Origin of the sequence: Rahnella rivi (genome assembly GCF_019049655.1) — a bacterium.
In the GTDB taxonomy this organism is placed as follows: domain Bacteria; phylum Pseudomonadota; class Gammaproteobacteria; order Enterobacterales; family Enterobacteriaceae; genus Rahnella; species Rahnella rivi.
Genome location: NZ_JAFMOX010000045.1, coordinates 57,000 through 72,805, shown reverse-complemented (window position 1 = coordinate 72,805; position 15,806 = coordinate 57,000). Strand labels below are relative to the sequence as shown.

Annotated in this window: 17 protein-coding genes; 8 read left to right on the top strand and 9 right to left on the bottom strand. The window is 53.2% G+C overall.

All coding sequences use genetic code 11. The features are described from left to right. Positions 1–146 precede the first annotated feature (146 nt). Together msrA and paeA are read left to right on the top strand one after the other, a co-directional pair. On the top strand, positions 147–782 hold the full coding sequence (gene msrA / locus J1779_RS03445; protein ID WP_056782523.1) for a peptide-methionine (S)-S-oxide reductase MsrA: 636 nt from the start codon (positions 147–149) through the stop codon (positions 780–782). 240 nt (positions 783–1,022) lie between these two features. Next, on the top strand, positions 1,023–2,381 hold the full coding sequence (gene paeA / locus J1779_RS03440; protein ID WP_056782463.1) for a polyamine export protein PaeA: 1,359 nt from the start codon (positions 1,023–1,025) through the stop codon (positions 2,379–2,381). A 111-nt stretch (positions 2,382–2,492) separates the two neighbouring features. Here the strand turns inward: paeA and J1779_RS03435 are convergent, their stop codons facing one another. Beyond that, entirely contained in the window at positions 2,493–2,699 is a 207-nt protein-coding gene (locus tag J1779_RS03435) for a DUF1107 domain-containing protein (RefSeq protein ID WP_056782464.1), read from the bottom strand. A 311-nt stretch (positions 2,700–3,010) separates the two neighbouring features. Between J1779_RS03435 and J1779_RS03430 the strand changes: the two genes are divergently transcribed. After that, the gene (locus tag J1779_RS03430) at positions 3,011–3,568 is read left to right on the top strand and encodes a YtfJ family protein (RefSeq protein ID WP_217202880.1); all 558 of its coding nucleotides are present in this window, start codon (positions 3,011–3,013) and stop codon (positions 3,566–3,568) included. A 53-nt stretch (positions 3,569–3,621) separates the two neighbouring features. On the opposite strand, the gene cysQ is transcribed toward J1779_RS03430, so the two are convergent. Then, complete coding sequence (gene cysQ, locus J1779_RS03425; protein ID WP_056782466.1) at positions 3,622–4,368, bottom strand: 3'(2'),5'-bisphosphate nucleotidase CysQ; 747 nt, start codon at positions 4,366–4,368, stop codon at positions 3,622–3,624. A gap of 198 nt (positions 4,369–4,566) precedes the next feature. Between cysQ and J1779_RS03420 the strand changes: the two genes are divergently transcribed. Then, positions 4,567–6,516 (top strand): bifunctional 2',3'-cyclic-nucleotide 2'-phosphodiesterase/3'-nucleotidase, encoded by a 1,950-nt coding sequence (locus J1779_RS03420; RefSeq protein WP_217202879.1) that lies wholly within the window; start codon positions 4,567–4,569, stop codon positions 6,514–6,516. A 121-nt stretch (positions 6,517–6,637) separates the two neighbouring features. Continuing rightward, positions 6,638–7,303 (top strand): iron-sulfur cluster repair protein YtfE, encoded by a 666-nt coding sequence (ytfE, locus tag J1779_RS03415; protein WP_056782468.1) that lies wholly within the window; start codon positions 6,638–6,640, stop codon positions 7,301–7,303. 64 nt (positions 7,304–7,367) lie between these two features. Here the strand turns inward: ytfE and fklB are convergent, their stop codons facing one another. Next, positions 7,368–7,988 carry a BamJ family beta-barrel-assembly machinery protein gene (gene fklB, locus J1779_RS03410; RefSeq protein WP_056782469.1) on the bottom strand — a complete coding sequence of 207 codons (621 nt, stop codon included), beginning with the start codon at positions 7,986–7,988 and terminating at the stop codon, positions 7,368–7,370. 255 nt (positions 7,989–8,243) lie between these two features. Here fklB and J1779_RS03405 point away from each other — a divergent pair, with 255 nt between their 5' ends. Beyond that, positions 8,244–8,954 carry a LysM-like peptidoglycan-binding domain-containing protein gene (locus J1779_RS03405; protein ID WP_056782470.1) on the top strand — a complete coding sequence of 237 codons (711 nt, stop codon included), beginning with the start codon at positions 8,244–8,246 and terminating at the stop codon, positions 8,952–8,954. Positions 8,955–9,084: 130 nt separating this feature from the next. Here J1779_RS03405 and rplI read toward each other — a convergent pair whose 3' ends face one another. From rplI to yjfP, 5 genes are all read right to left on the bottom strand, one after another. After that, complete coding sequence (gene rplI, locus J1779_RS03400; RefSeq protein WP_013573778.1) at positions 9,085–9,537, bottom strand: 50S ribosomal protein L9; 453 nt, start codon at positions 9,535–9,537, stop codon at positions 9,085–9,087. Positions 9,538–9,576: 39 nt separating this feature from the next. Then, complete coding sequence (rpsR, locus tag J1779_RS03395; RefSeq protein ID WP_004392491.1) at positions 9,577–9,804, bottom strand: 30S ribosomal protein S18; 228 nt, start codon at positions 9,802–9,804, stop codon at positions 9,577–9,579. Positions 9,805–9,808: 4 nt separating this feature from the next. After that, a complete protein-coding gene (gene priB / locus J1779_RS03390) occupies positions 9,809–10,126 on the bottom strand; it encodes a primosomal replication protein N (RefSeq protein WP_072158217.1) in 318 nt (105 codons plus the stop codon). A gap of 5 nt (positions 10,127–10,131) precedes the next feature. Beyond that, positions 10,132–10,524 carry a 30S ribosomal protein S6 gene (rpsF, locus tag J1779_RS03385; RefSeq protein WP_013573776.1) on the bottom strand — a complete coding sequence of 131 codons (393 nt, stop codon included), beginning with the start codon at positions 10,522–10,524 and terminating at the stop codon, positions 10,132–10,134. A 151-nt stretch (positions 10,525–10,675) separates the two neighbouring features. Further along, positions 10,676–11,425, bottom strand: a complete 750-nt coding sequence (yjfP, locus tag J1779_RS03380) for an esterase (protein WP_217202878.1) — start codon at positions 11,423–11,425, stop codon at positions 10,676–10,678. Between the two features lie 278 nt (positions 11,426–11,703). Here yjfP and J1779_RS03375 point away from each other — a divergent pair, with 278 nt between their 5' ends. Both J1779_RS03375 and bsmA read left to right on the top strand, forming a co-directional pair. Next, positions 11,704–13,653, top strand: a complete 1,950-nt coding sequence (locus tag J1779_RS03375) for a methyl-accepting chemotaxis protein (protein ID WP_217202877.1) — start codon at positions 11,704–11,706, stop codon at positions 13,651–13,653. A 95-nt stretch (positions 13,654–13,748) separates the two neighbouring features. Then, positions 13,749–14,060 (top strand): biofilm peroxide resistance protein BsmA, encoded by a 312-nt coding sequence (gene bsmA, locus J1779_RS03370; protein WP_056782474.1) that lies wholly within the window; start codon positions 13,749–13,751, stop codon positions 14,058–14,060. A gap of 16 nt (positions 14,061–14,076) precedes the next feature. On the opposite strand, the gene J1779_RS03365 is transcribed toward bsmA, so the two are convergent. Beyond that, on the bottom strand, positions 14,077–15,708 hold the full coding sequence (locus J1779_RS03365) for an isovaleryl-CoA dehydrogenase (protein WP_122096287.1): 1,632 nt from the start codon (positions 15,706–15,708) through the stop codon (positions 14,077–14,079). Positions 15,709–15,806: the final 98 nt, after the last annotated feature.

Here is a 15,806-nt window from a genome sequence, read left to right as displayed (position 1 = left end):
CCAATCTTCTGAAAATGTTCAACGACGGCGCAACGTTCCTCGTATTGTGTGCAAAGACGCAATCAGATACAACTAAGAGTGACCCGTTGGTCACTAATGTCTGTTACTAATTTTGTTCACTAATGCAACAAATGGAGTCTCCTGTGGTGCAACTTTCCGACAAAACGCATGTGGTTAATCAAGAAGATGCGTTGACTGGCAGAACAACCCCGATGCCTGTGGCAACCACTCACGCCGTGAATGGTCATTCGATGACATATGTTCCTGACAATATGGAAGTCGCTCTTTTTGCGATGGGATGCTTCTGGGGTGTGGAGCGTTTGTTCTGGCAACTGGAAGGGGTTCACAGCACGGCGGCCGGTTACAGTGGCGGTTTTACGCCTAACCCGACCTACCGCGAAGTCTGCACCGGCCAGACCGGCCATGCGGAAGTGGTGCGCGTGGTCTTCGATCCTTCCGTCATCAGCTACGCGAAGCTGTTGCAGATCTTCTGGGAGAATCACGATCCGGCACAGGGCATGCGTCAGGGGGGTGATATCGGCACTCAGTATCGTTCGGCATTGTATGTGCTGAGCGCGGCGCAGCAGGATCAAGCTCTGGCCAGTCTGGCGAGTTTCCAGCAGGCGATGGACGAAGCGAACGACAAACGCACCATCACGACAGAAATCAGCGAAGCCCTGCCGTTCTATTACGCCGAAGACGATCATCAGCAATACCTGTTTAAAAACCCGGAAGGCTACTGCGGTTTAGGCGGTATCGGCGTCTGTCTGCCACCGCAATAATGCGGGATTTTTAAGCGCTGGCGGCAGTCTCAGTGCTGCTGCTATACTATGCGGGTCACAAATGTGGCCTTTTGAAACTATTTCTGGCAATTATCTTTGTTTTTTCATCCTTAATGCTTCTTTCTTCTGAACCGACTTTTAATCTGTTAGTAAAACGATGTTGAGTTAAGCAATAAATAAGCAACAAAAATAATACGTGCCTTTCCCTGCTGGTTCATACCGGTGTTAAACGGATAGATTATGTTAAACAGTATCTTACTGATTCTCTTACTCATCGCGATCAGTGCCTTTTTCTCGCTTTCTGAGATATCGCTGGCCGCGTCCCGAAAGATAAAACTCAAACAGTTGGCAGACGAAGGAAACGTCAATGCCTCCCGCGTCATGAAACTGCAGGAAACCCCTGGCCTGTTCTTCACCGTGGTACAAATCGGTCTGAATGCCGTTGCCATCCTCGGTGGTATTGTCGGCGATGCCGCTTTCTCCCCTGCGTTCCAGTCCTTTTTCATTCGCTTTATGTCGCCGGAAATGGCGGATCAAATCAGCTTTATCTGTTCCTTCGTCCTGGTCACCAGTCTGTTTATTCTGTTCGCTGACCTCACTCCGAAGCGCATCGGTATGATTTCACCTGAGTCGGTTGCGGTCCGTATAGTCAACCCGATGCGTTTCTGCCTGCTGGTGTGCCGCCCGATGGTGTGGTTCTTCAACGGCATGGCGAACATGATTTTCCGCCTGTTTAAACTGCCAATGGTGCGTAACGACGACATCACCTCTGACGATATTTATGCGGTGGTGGAAGCCGGCGCACTGGCCGGTGTGTTACGTAAACAGGAGCACGAGCTGATTGAGAACGTGTTCGAGCTGGAATCGCGTACCGTTCCCTCTTCCATGACCTCGCGTGAAAGCGTCATCTTCTTCGATCTGCGCGAAAGCGAAGAAAGCATCAAAGAAAAAATCTCGACGCATCCGCACTCCAAATTCCTGGTCTGCGACGGCCATATCGATCAGGTGGTGGGTTACGTCGATTCCAAAGACTTACTGAACCGTGTGCTGGGTAATCAGAGTTTAATGCTGAGCAGCGGCGTGCAGATCCGCAACGCGCTGATCGTGCCTGACACACTGACGCTGTCGGAAGCGCTGGAAAGCTTTAAAGCCGCCGGTGAAGACTTCGCGGTGATCCTCAATGAATACGCCCTGGTGGTCGGCATCATCACGCTCAATGACGTGATGACCACGCTGATGGGCGATCTGGTCGGCCAGGGTATGGAAGAGCAGATTGTGGCCCGTGACGAGCACTCGTGGCTGATTGAAGGCGGTACGCCAATCGAAGACGTGATGCGCGTGCTGCACATTGAAGCATTTCCGCAGGCAGGTAATTACGAAACCATCGGTGGTTTCATGATGTTTATGCTGCGTAAAATTCCTAAGCGTACGGACTTTGTGAAATTCTCAGGCTACAAATTTGAAGTGGTCGATATCGACAGCTACAAGATTGATCAGCTGCTGGTGACACGTATTGTCGATCAGCCCGTGACTCCGTTGCTGCCGAAAACGCCGCAGGAGATCAAAGACGAGAAGAAAGCGCAGGCGCAGTCTTCATAAAACATCCCCGCGGAATATTCCGGATACCAGAAACACGAACGGCCCCTTTCAGAGGGGCCGTTTTTTTTGCGCCTGCTGCGCCAGTGAGGGCAGCGACTACGCGCAGGGCGTTTAACCCATTTCTGTCTGCAAATGCGTAACCTGACGGTTAACTTCAGACATCACGCTAAAATGGCGCTTATCACGAACCTTTGGCAATAAAATTTTGCCTTGGTCAAACTCAAAAGCGCCGACGTCTTTGATGTACAAACGTCCACGAAACAGTGTCTTAACGTACTTTGCGACTTTCATCGGATTGTAACGCTGAAAGATTCTCATTTTTCTACTTTTCTCCGTTAAATCACTGCATGCGCCGGCCACGTCGCAAGGCGACAGATACCGGAACAGAAAAGGAACATTTGCAGTGATGAGACATATAACATAGCAGGGCACTCAGGTATTGCCAGTGTATTTAACTGCTTTTACATTGCTTTTCAGTATTGTCTTAATCCCTGACACTACTTGGCAGTATAACCCTGCTCTATGTGTCAATTTTGTAACCAGCAACACAAATTTAACAAGCCAACAGGACAGACCACTTGAGCGATCCTATGATGAGCAGGTCTGCCCTTTTGTGCCCCGGAGAATCTATGCTTTTAAAAAGTCTGTGTGTGATCAGTTTTATGACATTTTCGCTTTTTGCCTCAGCCCATAACTTTACGGTTGGTCAGCGTCTGGCACCGGTCGGCGTCGACGACAAAGGCGAGCTGAATGACGTGAATGACACCTTCAGCTATAGCAAATGGAACAGCGCCAGATTGCAGGGAAAAGTACGTATCGTGCAGCATATGGCGGGCAGAAGCAGTGCAAAGGCGCTGAACGAGCCACTTATTGAGGCCATCAGGGCGGCGAATCTGCCGCACGACCGCTACCAGACCACGACCATCGTCAACATTGATGACGCGATAATCGGCACCAGTCTGTTCGTGCGTAAAAGTATTGAGAGCGGTAAGCGGGAATTCCCGTGGTCGCAGATCATCGTCGACAGTAACGGCGTGGTGAAAAAGGCATGGCAGCTGCAACCGGAAAGCTCCGCTGTCGCTGTGCTGGATAAAAACGGGGTGATTAAATTCGCCAAAGACGGGCAGCTGTCGGCGCAGGAAGTTCAGCAGGTGATTACGCTGGTCGATCAACTGGTCAAAGAATAACAGCATAAAAAACCCCGGCACGCAGGCCGGGGCAGGAGCAGTGCGGGCCTGCGTCAGAACAGAGAAACGCGGAAGCCCGGATTCAGGAACGATTCGCGCGGCGTGTACAGCAGCGTCTGCCCTGTCCAGTCATTCACTTTTGCACCCGCGGCAATGGCCACCGCATGTCCGGCTCCGGTATCCCAGATGTTCGTTGGCCCGAAACGCGGATAAAGTTGTGCCGAGCCCTCGGCAACCAGACAGAACTTCAGGGAGGAACCGACAGAAACCGTCTGATGTTCACCCAGCTGGGCCAGATAGTCTTTCAGTTCCTGATCGTTGTCGTAATGTGAACGGCTCACCACAACCAGCGGCGGATGCGCTTCACTGACGTGAATCTGACGGCGCTGACCCTGATCTTCTTTCCAGGCTTTTCCTTCTGCCGCGCTGTACATCACTTTCGTGACCGGCACATAGACCACGCCGAGCACCGGCACGCCGTCTTCGATAAGCGCGATGTTCACTGTGAACTCGCCATTACGTTTGAGAAATTCTTTGGTGCCATCCAGCGGATCAACCAGCCAGTAACGCGTCCAGTTCTGACGTTCACTCCAGCTTTGCGGATCTTCTTCCGAGAGCATTGGCGTGTGCGGATCCAGCTGTTGCAAACCGGCTTTGATCACATCATGCGCGGCAATATCAGCCGCCGTCACCGGGGAATCATCTTTTTTCTGACGTGCGTCGAGCGGCTGCTCGCCGTCATAGACCGCCATGATCGCATCGCCTGCATCGCGCGCCAGCTGACAAATTTGCTCTAACATCTTTTACCTCAGTGCTTTGATTCTCATTTCTCAAGCCTAGTTTTTTTTGTCCTGAATAGCCATCCCGTCATGCTAAGGATTCATAAAGTTGTTACATCTCACATTTATTTATGACAACTGATTACATTCTCAGCAAATTTTGAGATACATATCCGGTTTTTTATTCCGGGCATCATCTTTTTCTCTGGAGGCAAGGCAATGAATACGCGTCATCTGACGTTATCCCTGCTGGCGACACTGACGGCGGCATCCGTTCAGGCGTCACAGGTGGATCTGCGCATCATGGAAACCACGGATCTGCACAGCAACATGATGGACTTCGACTACTACAAAGATAAACCGACCGAGAAGTTTGGGCTGGTACGTACTGCCAGCCTGATCCACGCGGCGCGTAACGAAGTCACCAACTCCGTGTTAGTCGACAACGGCGACATCATTCAGGGCAGCCCGCTGGGCGATTACATGGCGGCAAAAGGCCTGAAAGAAGGCGATGTGCATCCGGTGTATCTGGCCATGAACACGCTGAATTATGCGGTCGGTAACCTCGGCAATCATGAGTTTAACTACGGTCTTGATTATCTGAAAAAAGCGCTGGCTGGCGCGAAATTCCCTTACGTGAATGCTAACGTCATCGACGATAAAACCGGGAAACCGCTGTTCACGCCGTTCCTGATCACCGATAACGCAGTTAAAGACCGCGACGGCAAAACCCATAATCTGCGCATTGGTTACATCGGTTTTGTGCCACCGCAGATCATGGTTTGGGATAAAGCCAATCTGCAGGGCAAAGTGACCGTGGCAGATATCACCGAAACCGCCAAAAAGTGGATCCCGGAAATGCGTAAACAGGGTGCCGACATTATTGTCGCCATCCCGCACTCCGGCCTGTCAGGCGATCCCTACAAAACGATGGCGGAAAACTCGGTCTATTACCTGAGCCAGGTAAAAGGCATCGACGCCATCATGTTCGGCCATGCGCATGCTGTTTTCCCGAGTGAGGAATTCGCCAGCATCAAAGGGGCAGATATCAAACAAGGTACGCTCAACGGCGTGCCTGCCGTGATGCCGGGCATGTGGGGCGACCATCTGGGCGTTGTCGATATGGTGCTCAGTAACGACGGCGGCAACTGGAAAGTCGAAACAGCCAAAGCCGAGGCGCGGCCGATTTACGATAAAGAACAGAAAAAATCACTGGCGGCGGAAGATCAGGATCTGGTGAAAGTGCTCGCCCCTTCTCATGACGCCACGCGTGAATTTGTCAGCAAGCCGATCGGTAAATCTACCGACAACATGTACAGCTATCTGGCGCTGGTGCAGGACGACCCGACGGTGCAGATCGTCAATAATGCGCAAAAATCCTATACCGAACACTTCATTCAGGGCGACCCGGATTTAGCCGATCTGCCGGTGCTGTCGGCAGCAGCGCCGTTTAAAGTCGGCGGACGTAAAAACGATCCGGCCAGCTTCGTCGAAGTGGAAAAAGGCGAGCTGACCTTCCGTAACGCGGCAGATTTGTATCTGTACCCGAACACGCTGGTGGTGATGAAAGTCACCGGGCAGGAAGTGAAAGACTGGCTGGAATGTTCCGCCGGGCAGTTTAATCAGATTGACCTGAACAGCACCAAACCGCAGTCGCTGATTAACTGGGACGGTTTCCGTACCTATAATTTCGACGTCATCGACGGTGTGAATTATCAGATTGATGTCAGCCAGCCTGCGAAATTCGACGGTGAATGCACGCTGGTCAACAAAGATGCCGAACGCATCAAAAACCTGACTTACAACGGCAAGCCGATCGACCTGAAGGCCACCTTCCTGGTCGCGACGAATAACTACCGGGCTTACGGCGGGAAATTTGCGGGTACCGGCGATAAGCACATTGCTTTCGCATCACCGGATGAAAACCGTTCCGTTGTCGCCGCCTACATCAGTGCTGAAACCAAAAAAGCTGGCGCGGTCACCCCGACGGCGGACAACAACTGGAAGCTGGCAACCCTCAAGGCCCCGCAACCGCTGGATATCCGCTTCGAAACCTCGCCGGGTGACAAAGCTGCGGCTTTCATTAAGTCTCATGCTCAGTATCCGCTGACCGCTAAAGGCACAGACGCTATTGGCTTTGAGATTTATCAGGTCGATTTGCAAAAATAACGCGCCTTCAAACGCCCTGCGGGGCGTTTTTTCTTTCTGTACTTCCTTTGAGCTATAGCTTCGCTTTAAACATGCATTTATAATGCGTGTTATAGATTCTTTCATTTAACGAGGCTTCATCATGGACTATCGCGACCAACCCCTTGGCGCTCTGGCTGTTGCCATTCCACGCGCTACCCGTCTGTTCCGTCAGTACGATCTCGATTTCTGCTGTGGCGGGAAGCAAACGCTGTTACGCGCCGTCACTAAAAAAGATCTGGATATCGATCTTATCGAGCAGCAAATTGCAGAGATTGCCCAACTGCCGGACACCTCGACCGACTGGAAAACCGCTCCGCTGGCGCAGATCATCGATTTCATTATTCCGCGCTACCACGATCGTCACCGTCAGGAATTGCCTGAACTGGTGCTGATGGCAGAGAAAGTGGAAAAGGTCCATGGCGATAAAGCGCCTTGCCCGCACGGTCTGGCGGTTCAGCTGCAACTGATCCTCGAAGAACTGACCAGCCACATGATGAAAGAAGAGCAGATCCTGTTCCCGATGATCCGTGGCGGAATGGGCCGTCAGGCTGCCGGTCCGATTTCAGTGATGGAACGTGAACATGATGATGCGGGGCTCATTCTGGAAGAGATTAAACGTCTGACCAATAACGTAACGCCGCCGGAAGGCGCCTGTGTGACGTGGCGGGCGCTGTACGCCGGGATTAACGAATTCATCACCGACCTGATGGAGCATATCCATCTGGAGAATAACCTGCTGTTCCCGCGCGCGCTGCGTGGCGAATAAGCCGAATTCCGGACGTAAAAAAGGGCGCATTAGCGCCCTTTTCATTTCTGTTATCTGCAGAGAATTACAGAATTTCCAGCAGCTCAACTTCGAAGATCAGCGCGCTATATGGCGGGATGGACGCACCTGCGCCACGCTCGCCGTAGGCCAGGTTATGAGGGATGTACAACTCCCACTTAGAACCCACCGGCATCAGGGTCAGTGCTTCGATCCAGCCTGCGATTACGCCGTTAACCGGGAATTCAGCCGGTTCGCCACGCTGTACGGAGCTGTCGAAGACAGTGCCGTCGATCAGTTTACCGGTGTAGTGAACGCGTACACGATCCTGACGGCCCGGAATAGCGCCCTCGCCCTGGGTAATCACAGAGAATTGCAGACCGGACTCGGTGCTGCTCACGCCTTCGCGCTGTACGTTCTGAGCCAGGAATTCCTGCCCCTGAACAGCCAGTGCTTCCTGACGTTCACGACGAACAGCATCAGCACGTTCATGGACTTCACGCAGTGCGCGGTGAACCACGTCAACAGGAACGGCTGGCGTATTCCCTTCCAGCGCGTCGCGTAAGCCTGCCAGCAGTGCGTCAGGCTCTAAGCCCTGCAAACCTGATTCCTGCAACTGTTGACCGACCTGCAGGCCGATACCGTAACTTGCCTGCGCTTCTACGCTGTCAAATGAAGGGGTAGTCATGAATTTTCCTTAGCTCTTAAAAATGTCGAAGGCGCAGCATAGCAGCGCAAAGCTTTTGGGTAAAATCCTCTGTGAGCCAACATGACGGCGGGCGCAGTTCATCCCACTTTTCGATAAATTTTTCGCATTTGACGCCATTTAGCGCATCGTTTGGATGATATTTATGCTTTGTCCCTTTCCGCATCAAGCAGTTAAACAGCTATACTAGGCAGCAACAGACAGTCGAAAATGCGACAGTTAACAAGAGAGGTCGTCATGGGCAGAATCCCGCCCAGGAGAAGGAAAGCCATCCGTATTTATCAACCCATGTTGAGATCCTGGATTGCCATTATGAAAAGGCCGATGCGAGACACGACAGCACCGCAGAGCGAAAGCGAAAGTGAAATCACTTCTGCTGAAACTGAAACCGGAACGTCTGCTGCAACCAGAGGCAAAACGTTGCTGAGCAGGATCTGGCACATAAGCGACGGCTTCCACTGGATGTCGCCACTCCCTTACCCACATCGTCGCGGCATTATTTTGGCTGTGCTGGTCATTCTTCTGGCACTGCTGTGGCCGTATACGCCGGAAAATACTTACGCGCCGTCACAACCGCAACAGCCGACCAGCATCCCGATGCAGGCCGATTTGCGCAACGATCAGGGCCGTACCACGCAAATGGCGCAGCCGGAACCTGTGCAACCGCAGAGTAATGACAACGGCGGCACATGGCGTAGCTATCAGGTGCAGTCTGGCCAGACGCTGGCGCAGCTGTTCCGCGATAACAATATGGCTGTGAACGATGTGTTTTCTATGGCGCGGGTAGAGGGCGCGGAGAAACCGCTGAGTACGTTGAAAACCGGACAGGAAGTGAAGATACAGCGTGATGCTCAGGGTGTGGTGAAGGCATTGCAGGTCACGACGGAACAGAACGTCACCGTGACGTTTACCCGTCAGTCAGACGGCAGTTTTCAGCGCGAAAACTGAGTGAATTCAGTAAAGGGTTCGCCACTGAAATACTCCACCCGTTCTTAATGCTTGTGGGCTCAGCATTCCCTGATGCAGAAAAGCAAAACGCCGGCACTAGGCCGGCGTCTCAGGGTTAACTTCAGCGTTATTACGCTTCAGCAACCACAACGACATTCAGTTTAGCGAATACGTCGCTGTGTACCTGGAACTCAACTTCGTGTTCACCAGTGGTACGCAGAACGCCATTCGGCAAACGAACTTCGCTTTTTGCAACTTCAACGCCAGCTGCAGTCACTGCATCAGCAATATCGCGAGTACCGATAGAGCCGAACAGTTTGCCTTCGTCGCCTGATTTAGACGCGATGGTGACTGAACCCAGTTCGTTGATTTTAGTTGCACGAGCTTCAGCAGCGTTCAGAACGTCAGCCAGTTTGGCTTCCAGTTCAGCACGACGTGCTTCGAAGAACTCAACGTTTTTCTTGGTAGCAGGAACAGCTTTGCCCTGTGGTACCAGGAAGTTACGAGCATAGCCCGCTTTAACGTTAACTTGATCACCCAGGCTGCCCAGGTTTGCTACTTTATCAAGCAGAATAACTTGCATTACCTTAACCTCTCAAAGTCGTTTATGGACAGTGGCCTATTACTGATGACGATCAGTATATGGCAACAAAGAAAGGTAGCGAGCGCGCTTGATACAACGAGCGAGCTGGCGCTGGTATTTTGCACGAGTACCGGTAATACGGCTCGGGACAATTTTACCGCTTTCGGTAACGTAGTTTTTCAGCGTAGCGATATCTTTGTAATCAATCTCTACAACGCCTTCCGCGGTGAAACGGCAGAACTTGCGACGACGGAAATAACGTGCCATTAGGCTAGTCTCCAGAATCTATCAATTCAATCTGCTCGGCATGTAACACCACTTTGTTCAGTCCATTGCGCCCTTGATGGCAACTAATGAATCCAGAAACAGTGAGTTGCGTGCCGACCGTTATACTGTGAGTTAATGCTTGTGACGCTTGTCCACTGACAACCACAGGCATTCTGCACCATGTTTGTCGGTTAAATCCGGCTTCCTGCTGCTGCGAGCGATGCTCTAGCACGAACTGGCAGTGAGGAATGCCCGAAGGACTGACTTTACGAATGGGGGTCTTGCACACTGTGCCGGACAACACCAGACGATTCGCCGTCACGGCAATTACTCTTCAGAATCCCCAGCTTCAGCATCATCATTAGCTTCAGCGAAATCTTCACGACGATCACGACGTTCGTCTTTCGCTTTAACCATTGGAGATGCTTCAGTTACCGCGTGTTTAGTACGCATAACCATGCTACGGATAACGGCGTCGTTGAAGCGGAAGTTTGTTTCCAGCTCATCGATCGCTTCCTGCGGGGCTTCAACGTTCAGCAGAACGTAGTGAGCTTTGTGCAGTTTGTTGATCGGGTAAGCCAGTTGACGGCGGCCCCAGTCTTCCAGACGGTGAATCTGACCAGCAGCGTTAGTGATTACTGCACTGTAACGCTCGATCATGCCCGGAACCTGTTCGCTTTGGTCAGGGTGTACCATAAATACGATTTCGTAATGACGCATAGAATTGCTCCTTACGGATTATTCAGCCTCCTGTCAGGGTCAACCGCGGCCCATGGAAGCAAGGAACGTGTTATGTGTGCGGTCGAAAAAATGACGCGCAATTATATGTACAGCCACTGTGAAACTCAAGGAGAAAGGCAGATTAATTTCTCTACAGCTTTTGAGCGAAGAAAGCGGTGGCTTCTGACAGTGCGTGCACCGTGACTTTATGCTTCGCCTCAGACTCAGAAATGAAGGTCAGATTGGCGGTCGCTTCACTGGCAGCCAGCTCCTGTTGCAACCGCAGGCTTTCGCCAAACGGCACCACGTCATCCTGCTCGCCGTGCCAGACAAACAGCGGTTTATGGGCGAATAATGCCGTTTTACCGGTGACATCCAGGCTAAGTAGCGGAGCAACATCACGTTCAAAAACGTCACGCTGTGCAGTGTCACCGGCGGTAAATGCAGGGAAAAGATGGTGTGATAAACGCGAAAAGTAGCCCGACCCCATCAGGTTTGCCGCAACCTTCACCCACGGGTATTTCACCAGCGCGGCCATGGTGGTCATTCCGCCCATCGATACCCCGCCGACGCCCAGACGTTGCGGATCCGCCAGACCGCGTCCGACAAACAATTCCTTCAGCATCGCCAGCTCTTCGACGTTGTTTTGTAAAATACGCCAGAAATGGGCCACGCATTTGGCTTCGTCACTTTCTGCACGGGCACCGTGCATGAGTGCATCCGGCAGAATGACGCGAAAACCCGCCTTCGCCAGCGTATAGCCGAAATACGAGTACATTTCTTTGGAGGATAAAAAGCCGTGATAGAAAAAAATCGTCGGAAGCTGCTGCTGATACTGTCCGGCAGGCACAGCATGAATCACCTGGATCCCTTCAATATTCTCTTCATACATCTCAACCATCGTAACTTCCCCTGCGCATTTGGAAAAAATGTCGGCCTCAGTGCGAACCGACATTCTACGGGTCTGAAAACCGGCGACTACAACCTTTTTCGTATGATTTATAACCGGTTACTTCACATCGGCCATATTCTTCTCACCGGCCTTAATTCAAATTCATACATTCATAATTATTTCATTGATTCAGATCAATTTTTATTGAAATAAGTGGTTACATTTGATCATTAATCCTTTCCGTTTTTACGCCGTTAGTGCGCTATCGAAAACTAACGGGAAACCCCATGAAAACGGCATCAAAACGCTCATTTCGCCGATGGAGCATAGGGGCAAAACTGGCAAGTTTCGCCTCCCTGCTGGTCGGCCTCTTATTTATTATTTTCACCTTGTCACTGACGCATTCCGCTGGCAGGCAGGTCAATGAACTGGCGGTTAACGCCATTTCCGAGCAGGTGACCGGCGTGGTGGACATGATAGAAATGTACAACGCCAGTCTTAACGCCGAAGTGGACAGTTATACGCGCCTGTTCAGCCATTTCCTGCCGGAAAATTTTGAACTGGATACCGGCAACCCGGTGATGATCGGCGAACAGTCTGCACCGGTTATCAAAGCCGGCGGCAATCCGCTGAATCTGGACAGTAAAATCCCCGATGATTTTCTGGCGCGCACCGGCGCGATTTCCACCATTTTCGCCCGCCGTGGCGATGATTTCATCCGCGTGACGACGTCCCTCAAAAAACAGGACGGCACCCGCGCCATCGGTACCTTGCTCGACAACACCAGCCCGGCTTATGCAAAAATCATGGCAGGCGAATCCTTCAGCGGGCTGGCGACGCTGTTCGGCAAAAAATACATCACTAAATATCAGCCGGTACGCGATGCGCAAGGCAGCGTGATTGGCATTCTGTTTGTGGGCGTGGATATCACGTCAGAATACGCGGACATGCGGGCGAAGATCCTCTCCAAACGCATCGGCGAGCAGGGCTATTTCTTCGTGCTTAACAGCGCGCCGGGCAACGATCTGGGGAAATATCTGGTTCATGCCACCGAGGAAGGAAAAACCCCGGCATGGCCAGAGGGCGTGCTGGAACAGGTGATGTCGCAATCGCGCGGTGAACGCGAATACACCGACGCCACCAGTCAGCATCAGCAATTTATCGTTTATGCCAACGTCCCCGCCTGGCATTGGGTGGTGGTCGGCAGCACGGACAAAGACAGCCTGATGGAACAGGTGACCCGCACGCGTAACCATTTCCTGATGATAAGCCTGCTGGCACTGGCCTGTTTTGCCGCACTGTTCATCTGGCTGACGCGTAAGCTGGTCAGCCGTCCACTCAGCGACGTCGTCCACATCGCGCAGCAGTATGCCAGCGGCGATCTGCGTGCGCGGGCACAAACCCGGCGCGTTGACGAAATTGGTGCGCTGATGCACGCCATCGACGGCATCGGACACGGACTGGAGAAAATTGTCGGCGAAGTGCGTCAGGTGTCATCTGAAATCATGCACAACACGCAGGCGCTCTCCTCAGACAGCGATCAGATAAACCAGCAGATAGGCACTCAGGCCAGCAGCCTGGAAGAAACGTCGGCCAGCATGGAGCAGATCACCGCCACGGTTCAGAACACGGCGGATAACGCCACACAGGCCACACAGCTGGTGCAACAGACCGATAAAGCCGCCACCGTCGGCGCCGATGCGGTAGATCAGTCCGTTGAAAGTATGGAAGCTATCCGGCACGCTTCTACCCGTATCGCGGCCATTACCACTGTCATTGAGGGTATCGCCTTCCAGACCAACATTCTGGCGCTGAACGCTGCCGTGGAAGCCGCGCGTGCCGGTGAGCACGGGCGCGGCTTCGCCGTGGTGGCGTCAGAAGTCCGGGCACTGGCACAGCGCAGTTCGAATGCGGTGAAAGAGATTGAAAATCTGGTGGCAGATTCCCTGAGTAAAGTGGAAGAAGGCCATCTGAGTGCGGCTAAAACGCAGTCGAACATGAACCATATCCTGCAAGGGATCCGTCAGGTAAAAGTGCTGATGAGCGATATTGATATCGCTTCGCACGAACAGTCGTCAGGGATTTCTCAGGTGAACATCGCCATTATGCAGATCGGCAAAGCGACGCAGGAGAACGCCACGCTTGTGGAAAACTCACAGCAAACGGCCGCCGCGCTCAGTGAACAGGGTCGCCATCTTTCTCAACTGGTCAGCGTGTTTAAGATTTCCGAACGTTAGGACGTGAAGGGCGCGGCAATAAACGCCGCGCAAACTCGCCAGCAGACCGGTGAAAGGGCTACACTTACGCTATCGCCCTTTTACCGGATATCACGATGAAATCCCTCCGAATCCCTGCCGCCCTGCTTTTACTGGCAGCGCTTAGCGGTTGCAGTAACCTGATGAAAACCACGCCGGTTCCTCCGCCTGCGCCAGCGGCCAACGCGCAGGAAATCACCCGTGCTCAAACGTCCACACTGACCAAAATCGGCAGTATCACCGCAGATGTCATTGGCAGCCCGATGGATGCAGAAGCAGAAATTCAGCGCAAAGCCGATGAAGCGGGCGCACGCTATTACGTCATCATGTTTAACAGTGAAACCATTGTGCCCGGACGCTGGTATTCCCAGGCCACGCTTTACCGCTGAGACGCCGGTTTCAGCCCTACTCTGCGCCAATTGCCCGGTTGATCAGCAACTGACACAACCGCTCCGGCAGCAACGTTTCACCGCGCGGATCGAGCACCATCCGGCACCAGGCATCGGCCATTGGCGGTGATGCAAATTCCAGCATTTGCGTCGCCGTCAGCAGCTGACATAACTGGCCGGTCAGCCACCGGCCCTGCGCTTCCTCCGGCTGGCGCAGGCGTTGCAGAAACTGACGGGCGGCGCGATCAAATACCCGGTTTTGTCCCCGCGCCTGATGCAGCAGCTGTTGCAGCATCTCACCGCTGGCTGGCAACTTGCGAAGCGTACGTAATACATCGAGGCACATAATGTTGCCCGAGCCCTCCCAGATGCTGTTGACGGGCATTTCACGGTATAAACGCGGTAACTCGCTGTCTTCGCAATACCCAATCCCACCCAGCACTTCCATCGCCCCGGCGACAAAAGGCATGCCCTGACGACAGATCTCGAATTTTGCGGCGGGCGTCAGCAACCGGCAAAGCAGTTGTCCGGCGGAGTGATTTTGTTCACCCGAAGCGGCGGCGAGATGCATCAGCAACAAGGTTTGCCCTTCCAGTTGCAGCGCCATGCGGCTCAGCGTCTGGCGCATCAGCGGTTGTTCGATCAGCGGCTTGCCGAAAACCTGACGCTGAAACGCATGATATAACGCCACCGACAGCGCCCGCCGCATCATGGCGTGGCTGCCCAGCGCGCAGTCAAAGCGCGTATGACCGCCCATTTTCAGGATATGGCGGACCCCTTCGCCCTCTTCGCCCAGCAGCCAGCCGGTGGCATTCTGAAACTCCACTTCGCTGCTGGCGTTGGAGCGATTGCCCAGTTTGTCTTTCAGGCGCTCAATCCGCACGGCGTTGCGCTCGCCGTCCGGCAATACGCGCGGCAGGAAGAAGCAGGAAAGCCCGCCATCGGCCTGCGCCAGCACCAGATGCGCATCACTTTGCGGCACCGAGAAAAACCATTTATGTCCGACCAGATGATAGGGTTTTCCGCTGCCCCGTCCCTCCAGCGCGCTCGCCCGCGTGGTGTTGCTGATCACATCCGACCCGCCCTGTTTTTCCGTCATGCCCATGCCGATCAGCACGCCTTTTTTCTGATCGCCGGGTTGCAGATGCGGATCGTAGCGGTCGGATAACAACGGTTTCATCCAGCCACGAAATTCTGCGGGTAAATATTCTTGTAGCAGCGGGACAGCGCCGTAAGTCATGGTCACCGGGCACAGCGTCCCGGCCTCAACCTGCGCATGGAGAATAAACCGCGCAGCGCGCGACACCGTCGAACCGATTCGCGCATCTTCCTGCCACGGCAGATTGTGTACGCGGTTAGCGATTAACCCCTGCATCAGCAAATGCCATGCCGGATGAAAACGCACATCATCGATCCGCTCGCCGGTGGTGTCATATCGCAGAAGATCGGGCGGATTGGCATTGGCCAGCCGGCCAAGCTCGAGCGACTCCGCGGAACCTAACTGCTGCCCCAGAGAGGCCAACACATCGGCATCCCATCCGGCCTGATGCCGCATAACAGCCTCACGAAGCGGAGTATCGGACAGAAATAAATTGCTGTTGCTCAACGGTTTGGGCTGATTGAAAACCCGGTGTGTTTCCCAGTTCATCGCCTGCTCCTTTTAAAGGACATGGCATCAGTATGGTAAAAATCGGGGAATTAACAGGCGGGCAGATCACAAAGACAGGAATGCAAACGGGAGCCCGA

Excerpts from the sequence above, each read along its gene's own strand:
- paeA (WP_056782463.1), top strand. The coding sequence starts at position 1,023 with ATGTTAAACAGTATCTTACTGATTCTCTTACTCATCGCGATCAGTGCC.
- J1779_RS03435 (WP_056782464.1), bottom strand. The coding sequence starts at position 2,699 with ATGAGAATCTTTCAGCGTTACAATCCGATGAAAGTCGCAAAGTACGTT.
- J1779_RS03430 (WP_217202880.1), top strand. The coding sequence starts at position 3,011 with ATGCTTTTAAAAAGTCTGTGTGTGATCAGTTTTATGACATTTTCGCTT.
- cysQ (WP_056782466.1), bottom strand. The coding sequence starts at position 4,368 with ATGTTAGAGCAAATTTGTCAGCTGGCGCGCGATGCAGGCGATGCGATC.
- J1779_RS03420 (WP_217202879.1), top strand. The coding sequence starts at position 4,567 with ATGAATACGCGTCATCTGACGTTATCCCTGCTGGCGACACTGACGGCG.
- ytfE (WP_056782468.1), top strand. The coding sequence starts at position 6,638 with ATGGACTATCGCGACCAACCCCTTGGCGCTCTGGCTGTTGCCATTCCA.
- fklB (WP_056782469.1), bottom strand. The coding sequence starts at position 7,988 with ATGACTACCCCTTCATTTGACAGCGTAGAAGCGCAGGCAAGTTACGGT.
- J1779_RS03405 (WP_056782470.1), top strand. The coding sequence starts at position 8,244 with ATGGGCAGAATCCCGCCCAGGAGAAGGAAAGCCATCCGTATTTATCAA.
- rplI (WP_013573778.1), bottom strand. The coding sequence starts at position 9,537 with ATGCAAGTTATTCTGCTTGATAAAGTAGCAAACCTGGGCAGCCTGGGT.
- rpsR (WP_004392491.1), bottom strand. The coding sequence starts at position 9,804 with ATGGCACGTTATTTCCGTCGTCGCAAGTTCTGCCGTTTCACCGCGGAA.
- rpsF (WP_013573776.1), bottom strand. The coding sequence starts at position 10,524 with ATGCGTCATTACGAAATCGTATTTATGGTACACCCTGACCAAAGCGAA.
- yjfP (WP_217202878.1), bottom strand. The coding sequence starts at position 11,425 with ATGGTTGAGATGTATGAAGAGAATATTGAAGGGATCCAGGTGATTCAT.
- J1779_RS03375 (WP_217202877.1), top strand. The coding sequence starts at position 11,704 with ATGAAAACGGCATCAAAACGCTCATTTCGCCGATGGAGCATAGGGGCA.
- bsmA (WP_056782474.1), top strand. The coding sequence starts at position 13,749 with ATGAAATCCCTCCGAATCCCTGCCGCCCTGCTTTTACTGGCAGCGCTT.
- J1779_RS03365 (WP_122096287.1), bottom strand. The coding sequence starts at position 15,708 with ATGAACTGGGAAACACACCGGGTTTTCAATCAGCCCAAACCGTTGAGC.